At 74.5% G+C, this 6,655-nt stretch carries 7 protein-coding genes; 4 read left to right on the top strand and 3 right to left on the bottom strand.

The window, feature by feature from the left end; all coding sequences use genetic code 11:
* Positions 1-121: 121 nt before the first annotated feature.
* Entirely contained in the window at positions 122-772 is a 651-nt protein-coding gene (locus tag ABZ854_RS30785) for a response regulator transcription factor (RefSeq protein WP_361217310.1), read from the bottom strand.
* A 2-nt stretch (positions 773-774) separates the two neighbouring features.
* A complete protein-coding gene (locus ABZ854_RS30780) occupies positions 775-1,998 on the bottom strand; it encodes a histidine kinase (protein WP_361217307.1) in 1,224 nt (407 codons plus the stop codon).
* Positions 1,999-2,198: 200 nt separating this feature from the next.
* Here ABZ854_RS30780 and ABZ854_RS30775 point away from each other — a divergent pair, with 200 nt between their 5' ends.
* Genes ABZ854_RS30775 through ABZ854_RS30765 form a run of 3 tightly spaced genes read left to right on the top strand, consistent with a single transcriptional unit; the run spans position 2,199 to position 4,539 of the window.
* Positions 2,199-2,789: a YceI family protein gene (locus tag ABZ854_RS30775; protein ID WP_361217304.1), complete on the top strand. Its 591-nt coding sequence runs from the start codon at positions 2,199-2,201 to the stop codon at positions 2,787-2,789.
* A complete protein-coding gene (locus tag ABZ854_RS30770; protein ID WP_361217315.1) occupies positions 2,786-3,745 on the top strand; it encodes an ABC transporter ATP-binding protein in 960 nt (319 codons plus the stop codon). The genes ABZ854_RS30775 and ABZ854_RS30770 overlap by 4 nt, the downstream gene beginning before the upstream one ends.
* Positions 3,742-4,539 (top strand): ABC transporter permease, encoded by a 798-nt coding sequence (locus ABZ854_RS30765; protein WP_361217301.1) that lies wholly within the window; start codon positions 3,742-3,744, stop codon positions 4,537-4,539. Before ABZ854_RS30770 ends, ABZ854_RS30765 begins: the two co-directional genes overlap by 4 nt.
* 16 nt (positions 4,540-4,555) lie before the next feature.
* On the opposite strand, the gene ABZ854_RS30760 is transcribed toward ABZ854_RS30765, so the two are convergent.
* Positions 4,556-5,566 carry a cytochrome c oxidase assembly protein gene (locus ABZ854_RS30760; RefSeq protein WP_361217298.1) on the bottom strand — a complete coding sequence of 337 codons (1,011 nt, stop codon included), beginning with the start codon at positions 5,564-5,566 and terminating at the stop codon, positions 4,556-4,558.
* 390 nt (positions 5,567-5,956) lie between these two features.
* Here ABZ854_RS30760 and ABZ854_RS30755 point away from each other — a divergent pair, with 390 nt between their 5' ends.
* Positions 5,957-6,256: a hypothetical protein gene (locus ABZ854_RS30755; protein ID WP_361217295.1), complete on the top strand. Its 300-nt coding sequence runs from the start codon at positions 5,957-5,959 to the stop codon at positions 6,254-6,256.
* Positions 6,257-6,655: the final 399 nt, after the last annotated feature.

Here is a 6,655-nt window from a genome sequence, read left to right as displayed (position 1 = left end):
TGCTGGCTGGCCGCGCACACTGGCCCGGGCAGCTTGATGGTCCACAGCTTGGTGCCACCCCCCCCCCCGCAGGTCACGGGGCACGGCAGGGTCGGCGCCACCACGCCGCGGCAACAGGGACCTAGGTACCGACGACCCCCGCGTCGTGCGCGATGAGCCCCGCCTGGGTGCGGTTGACGCAGCCCAGTTTGTCCAGGGTGCGGGAGACGTAGCCCTTGATCGTGGCCTCGGTGAGGTACAGACGGGCGCCGATCTGGGCGTTGGAGAGGCCCTCGCCGAGGCCGGCCAGTACCTGGACCTCGCGTTCGGTGAGGGAGCCGACGAGTTCGCGGGCCCGGTCGCGGGCGGAGAGGCTGTCGGTGGAGGCGGCGATGAGACGGCGGGCGGCCGAGGGTGACAGGACGGTGTGGCCCTGGGCGGCGGTGCGTACGAGGCCGATCAGCTCGTCCGGCGGGGTGGACTTGACCAGGAAGCCGGTCGCGCCGGCCCGCAGCGCGCGCAGGACGTACTGGTCGGCGTCGAAGGTGGTCAGCACGACGATGTGCGGCGGGTCGGGGAGCGCGTTGACGCGTTCGATGGCGGTCAGCCCGTCCATGCCCGGCATCCGCAGGTCCATCAGCACGACGTCCGGGCGGTTGCGCCGGACCGCCTCGACGCCGGCCGCGCCGTCGTGCGCCTCGTCGACGACCTCGATGTCCGGGGCCGAGCCGAGGATGGTGCGCAGGAAGCCGCACACCATCGGCTCGTCGTCCACGACCACGACCCGTGCCACGCTCACACCTCCGGTCCGGCGGTCGGGACGAACGCGGGCAGGGTCGCCTCGACGCTGAAACCGCCGTCGGCACAGGGTTCCGCACGCAGCGTGCCGTGCACCAGCTCGATGCGCTGCCGCAGGTGCGCGAGCCCGAGCCCGGAGCCGGTCCCGGCGAGGGCGGAGCGGGGTGCGCCGGCCGGCGGGGTGTTGCGGACGGTCAGCCGTACCCGTGCCTGGCCGTACTCCACCCGGACCCGCACCCGGGCGCCGGGAGCGTGCTTGCGTACGTTGGTCAGCGCCTCGCGCAGCACCCGGTAGGCGGTGCGGCCCACCACCGGCGAGGCCAGCGCCGGGTCGCCCTCCTCGACCAGCTCCGTCGGTGTCCCGACCGCCACCGACTCGGCGACCAGGTCGGCGAAGCCCGCCACCGACGGGGTCCGGTCGCCCTCGGGTGCGGTACGCAGGATGCCGACCAGGTCCCGCAGTTCCTCCAGCGCCTGGCAGCCGGCCGCGCGCAGGTCCTCCGCCGCCCGCCGGGTCGCCTCGTCCGCCGCCGTCACCTTCAGGGCGCCGGCCTGGAGCACCATGAGGCTCACCCGGTGCGTGACCACGTCGTGCATCTCGCCGGCGAGCCGGGCGCGTTCCTCCGCACGGGCCTGCTCGGCCAGCAGGTAGCGCTCCCGTTCGGCCCGTTCGGCCCGCCCGACCAGGGCCCGCACCAGTTTGCGCCGGGTGTCGAAGTACAGCGCCAGCAGCGGCCCGACGGCCGTGCGCAGCAGCCCGATCGTCATGGTCGTGGCCGACGGTTCCCAGGGCCGCATGACGACGAGGGTGAGCGCGGCGAGCACGGCGTACGCGAGCCGGCGGTCGCGCTGGTAGAAGAGGGGGCCGTAGGCGGCGAGCACGGTGGAGAACGGGGCCCATACGCCGCCCTCGTGCGCCGGGGTCAGCAGGCCCGCCGGCTCGACGAGCAGCGACACCGCGAGCGTGAACGCGCCGAGCACGCCGACGACGGCCAGCGGTGCCCTGCGCCGCACGGCGAGCGAGGCGCAGGCCAGCGCCTGCACGCCCAGCATGGCCCAGGCGAGCGGCCCGGGGTGCTCGGGCCACCATGTTGCGCCGATGAGCGTCAGCCCGGTGTCGAGCAGCACGAACGCGACCGCGATCGCCACGTCCACGGCGGCCCGGTGCCGGCGGAACCACGGCCCGCCGCACGCCTCCGGCTGTCCGGTCGTACGACTCATACGGCTCACCGTAGGACACCCGTTCCCGGGCCGGGCCGGTTCGTCCCGTACGGAACACGTCCGTCACGCGCGGACCCTACGAAAGTCGTACGCGAGGCCCCGACCGTCGTACGCGAGGCCCCGGCGACCCGACCCTCGTCGGCCCGGGAACCGACGGCTCCCCCTGCCGCGGGGCGGGCCCACGGCCGTGGAATGAGGCCATGGACGCGACAGGCGACAACCACACCACCGCCCCTGCGACTCCCCGGCCCGGCCGTTACGCGGTCGATCCGGCCCGCTCCTCCCTCTCCTTCCGCACCCGGCACCTCTTCGGAGTGCTGCCGGTACACGGCACCTTCGCGGTCCGTGGCGGCACCGTCGAGGTGGCCGAGCTATTCACCGCGTCGAGCGTGCGCGCGGAGGTCGACGCGGACAGCTTCCGCACCGGCAACTCCGGGCGGGACACGGCCGTACGGTCGGCGAGGTTCCTGGACACCGTCCGGCATCCGCTGATCACGTTCACCGCCGAGAACATCGGCACGGCCGCGCCGGCCCACACAGTCACCGCCGGCGAGGCCCGCCCCGCCACCGCCGAAGGCGGCCGCCCCACCGCCATCGCCGGCACCCTCACCGCCTGCGGCGTCACCCGGCCCCTCACCCTCGCGATCGGGCGTGCCGAGGTGCTCGCGGACGCCTTCACCGTCCGCGCCCGCACCCGGATCGACCGCACCGCGTTCGGTGTGACGGCGTCCCGGGGCCTGGCCGGCCGCCACCTCGACGTGACCCTGGAGATCCGGTGCGTTCGGGCATGACGGCGGGTGACGCGGTCGTGGTGGAGGACCTGCACAAGCGGTACGGCGCGCTGCGGGCGGTGCGCGGGGTCGGCTTCACCGTCGGGCACGGGGAGATCTTCGCGCTGCTCGGCCGCAACGGCGCCGGCAAGACCACCACGATGGAGATCCTGGAGGGCTTCCGGGACCGGGACGGCGGACGGGTCCGCGTGCTCGGCCTGGACCCGGCCGACCGGTCGACCGGGCGGGCCCTGCGCGAGCGGGTCGGCATCGTCCTCCAGGACATCGCCGTGGAGCCGTACCTCACCGTCCGCGAGACCCTCGCCCGAAACGCCGGCTACTACCCCGCGCCCCGCGACACCGACGAGGTGATCGCCCTGACCGGCCTCACCGGGCTGGAGAGGCAGAAGGTCCGCGCGCTCTCCGGGGGCCAGAAGCGCCGCCTGGACCTCGCGCTCGGCCTGATCGGCGACCCGGACGTGCTGTTCCTGGACGAGCCGACGACCGGCTTCGACCCCAACGCCCGCCGGGCGGCCTGGCAGTCGGTGCGGGACCTGCGCGACGCGGGCACCACCATCCTCCTGACCACCCACTCCATGGCGGAGGCCCAGGAGCTGGCCGACCGGGTGGCGGTGATCGCGGACGGCCGGATCGTGGCCGAGGGCACGCCCGCGACCCTGGGCGGCCGGGACACCGCGCGGGCCCGCGTCCGCTTCACCCTCCCACCCGGCACGACGGCCGCCGGCCTCCCCGTCCCGGCCACCCTGGACGAGGACGGCCGCCTCGTCACCGTCGAGACCACGGACCCCACCCGCACCCTCCACCGGCTCACCGAGTGGGCGCTGCACCGGGGCACCTGCCTCGCCGGCCTCACGGTCGACAGGCCGAGCCTGGAGGACGTCTACCTGCGCCTCACCGACGATGTCTCCCCGCACCTCACCGACGAATACGCCGGCCCGCCCCGGAGGACGTCATGACCACCACCGGCGCCACCGCGTCCAAGCGGCGCCTGACCCTGCTGACGCACCAAGTCCATTACGAGCAGCTCTCGTTCTGGCGCAACCCGCAGAGCGCCTTCTTCACGTTCGCGTTCCCGGTCGTGGTCGTGGCGGTGTTCGGCGGGCTGTTCGGCGGCATCGGCCGGAGCGAGTTCTACTACGGCCGCTCCGCCCTCCAGTACTACGTGCCCACGATCGCCGCACTCTCCGTACTCGGCTCCTGCTTCAGCCAGTTGGCGATCGTGCTCGCGAACCGCCGCCAGAACGGCATCCTGAAGCGGGCCCGCGCCACCCCGTTGCCCGCCTCGGTCCACTTCGCGGGACTGCTGGCGCACTGCGTCCTGGTCAGCGTCGTCGACGTCCTGCTCATCGCCGCGGTCGGCCGCCTGTACGGCGTCCCGCTCCCCTCCCCCGCCCAGTGGCCCGCCCTCACCCTGACCCTGCTCCTCGGCGCGTCCGCGTTCTGCGCCCTCGGCGTGGCGGTGGCCGCCGTCATCCGCAACGCGGAGGCAGCCCCGTCCGTCGTCCAACTGGTGTTGTTCCCGCTGGTGTTCATCTCCGGCACGTACATGCCGATCCACTCGGCGGCCCTGAACACCATCGCCGCCGCCCTCCCGGTCGAGCCCTTCAACGACGCCCTGCTGCACGCCTTCACCACCGGGCACACGGGAGTCCCCTGGCGGGACTACGGCGTTTTGCTGCTGTGGGGTACGGCGGGCGCGGCGGTGGCGGTCCGGCGGTTCCGGTGGGAGACAGGGGCGCGGGCAAGGTGAGTGAGCACCCGCCGGTTCAGCGCTCCTGCCCCCGGATCCGCTGGGCGACCTCGCTGTTCTCGGTCTCCCACCAGGGCCGTACGAGGTCGGGGGCCGGTGCCGCTTCCACGGCTCCGCGGGCTCCCCCGGCTTCCCCGGCGGCCGGTGCCACGCGTGCCGCCGGGACCAGTTCGGCGTCCAGGCGGCGGTCCAGGGCCGCCGTCGACGCGCGCTCGCTGCGGGCCCACTGGGCGAGGATCGCGAGGACGAAGGGCAGGGCCACCAGCTCGGCGATGCCGACCATGGCACCGCCGCCGAGCTGCTGGTCGTGCTGGACGTCGCCCGCCCAGGCGGGGTGGTGGTGCAGGTACCAGGCGCCCGCGATCAGCGTGCCGTGGGTCATCACCACGACACCGGGCACGGCGTCGACGATGCCGTCGAGGAACACCAGCGCCGCCCGCACGGGGTGGGTGCACCAGGACGGCAGCGTCTCCTCACGGGTGAGGACCGGTACGACGAAGAGGCAGCCGGCGAGCAGCAGGTGCAGGTACATCAGCTGGTGCAGCGGGCCGTGGCGGAGCGCGGTCGCGAAGTACGGGGTGAAGTAGATCGTCAGCTCGGTGACGAGGACGAGGGCCGTGGTCACCATGGGGAAGGTGAGTGCGCGCACCAGCCGGCCGGTCACCGCCCCCCGCACGCGCCGCGCGGCCCGCTCGGGCAGGGCGCGGGCGGCGAGCCGCAGGGGGTCGCCGAGCGCGAGGCCGAGGGGCGCGAGCAGGTCGAGGAGGATGTTCTGCACGGCGGCCGGCCAGAAGAGCACCCGGTCGTAGACGGCCAGCGCGGACATCGTGGCCACGACGAGCGTGCCGAGGCCGAGCACGGCGAACGCGGCCACGCGGACCGCCGGCCAGCGCTCGCCCCGGCCCCTGAGCCGCAGCACACCCCAGCCGTACAGGGCGCCGAGCACGGTGACGAGCAGCAGTGCCGGGAGATCCAGTTGCCAGGTGGAGAGCAGCCGCCCCGTGGTGAGCACCGGCAGACTCTCCATGATCGAACTCCCTCCGCGGCCCGCCGGCCACCCGGCCGGCCCGTCGAGGCAGGCTACGCCCGCTTTCTGCCGGTTCCCGCCGGGCGGCGGGCCGGGCGGCCGCGTCTCACCGATCTCATACCGAACCCATACCGAGGGCGGGGAGCAGGGCCGGGGTAGGAACTGGAGTTCGATCCAGGGGCCCCGGGCGGACGCGGGCGACCCCGCCCCCGACTCGACGCGTATGGTCGGAGGACGAAAGGGGCAACGCGCATCGACCCGCCGCCGCCGAGCGGCCGGACGGTGAGCCGGGAGCCCGCCCGGGAACGGAGGCGCGCGGCCGCGTGCCCGACCCTACGTACTGTAGGTTCCCAACCGACCACAGCCATACGTCAGTTCAACGGGGGACACATGCAGGACACGGACACGGAGACTACGCCGGGGCCGGCCGACGCGCGCGACCTGGCCCCCACCCTCACCGTGCTGGTCGTCAGCCTCGCCATCGCCGCCATCGGCGTCTACCAGCTGTGCGGGTTCGGCCTGCACAGCCTCGACCGGCGCCCGCACCTGTTCAGCGACGGCCTAGCGACCGGCGGCGTGATCGTCGCCGTGGTGGCCGCCGGAGCGGCGGTGGGCAACCTCGCCTGGCACCTGGCGGCCGCCCGCCGCGGCACCGGCGCCCCGACACCGAGCCCGGACGAAGCCGGGTGACTCCGGAGCGGGCCGAGCAGCTCGGGGGCGGGCCGGGTGACTCGGTACGGGCCCGGGTGACTCCGGAGCGGGCCGGGTAGCTCAGGCGCAGGCCGAGTGACCTCGTACGGGCCCGGGCGGCCGCGTACGGACCTGGTGACTCCTGACACGGCCGCCGGCCCGCCGGCCCGACCGCACGGGACCCCGCCCCGGCCGATGGGGCCCCGCATGCCTGGTAGGAACTCGGTGTGAGGCGGCCGTACCCCGGAGCCGGGCACGCCCGCACCCGCGCTACCCTACGGCCTGTAGGGTCAACGTCTCACGCCGTCCTCCCCGTCCTCCCCGTCCTCCCCGTCCTCCCCGTCCTCCCCGTCCTCCCCGTCCTCCCCGTCCTCCCCGTCCTCCCCGTCCTCCCCGTCC

Origin of the sequence: Streptomyces sp. NPDC047028 (assembly GCF_040644095.1) — a bacterium.
GTDB lineage: Bacteria > Actinomycetota > Actinomycetes > Streptomycetales > Streptomycetaceae > Streptomyces.
The sequence above is the reverse complement of the archived record's forward strand: the minus strand, read 5'-3'. Positions and strand labels throughout refer to the sequence as shown.

Excerpts from the sequence above, each read along its gene's own strand:
- ABZ854_RS30770 (WP_361217315.1), top strand. The coding sequence starts at position 2,786 with ATGACGGCGGGTGACGCGGTCGTGGTGGAGGACCTGCACAAGCGGTAC.
- ABZ854_RS30760 (WP_361217298.1), bottom strand. The coding sequence starts at position 5,566 with ATGGAGAGTCTGCCGGTGCTCACCACGGGGCGGCTGCTCTCCACCTGG.
- ABZ854_RS30775 (WP_361217304.1), top strand. The coding sequence starts at position 2,199 with ATGGACGCGACAGGCGACAACCACACCACCGCCCCTGCGACTCCCCGG.
- ABZ854_RS30780 (WP_361217307.1), bottom strand. The coding sequence starts at position 1,998 with ATGAGTCGTACGACCGGACAGCCGGAGGCGTGCGGCGGGCCGTGGTTC.
- ABZ854_RS30755 (WP_361217295.1), top strand. The coding sequence starts at position 5,957 with ATGCAGGACACGGACACGGAGACTACGCCGGGGCCGGCCGACGCGCGC.
- ABZ854_RS30765 (WP_361217301.1), top strand. The coding sequence starts at position 3,742 with ATGACCACCACCGGCGCCACCGCGTCCAAGCGGCGCCTGACCCTGCTG.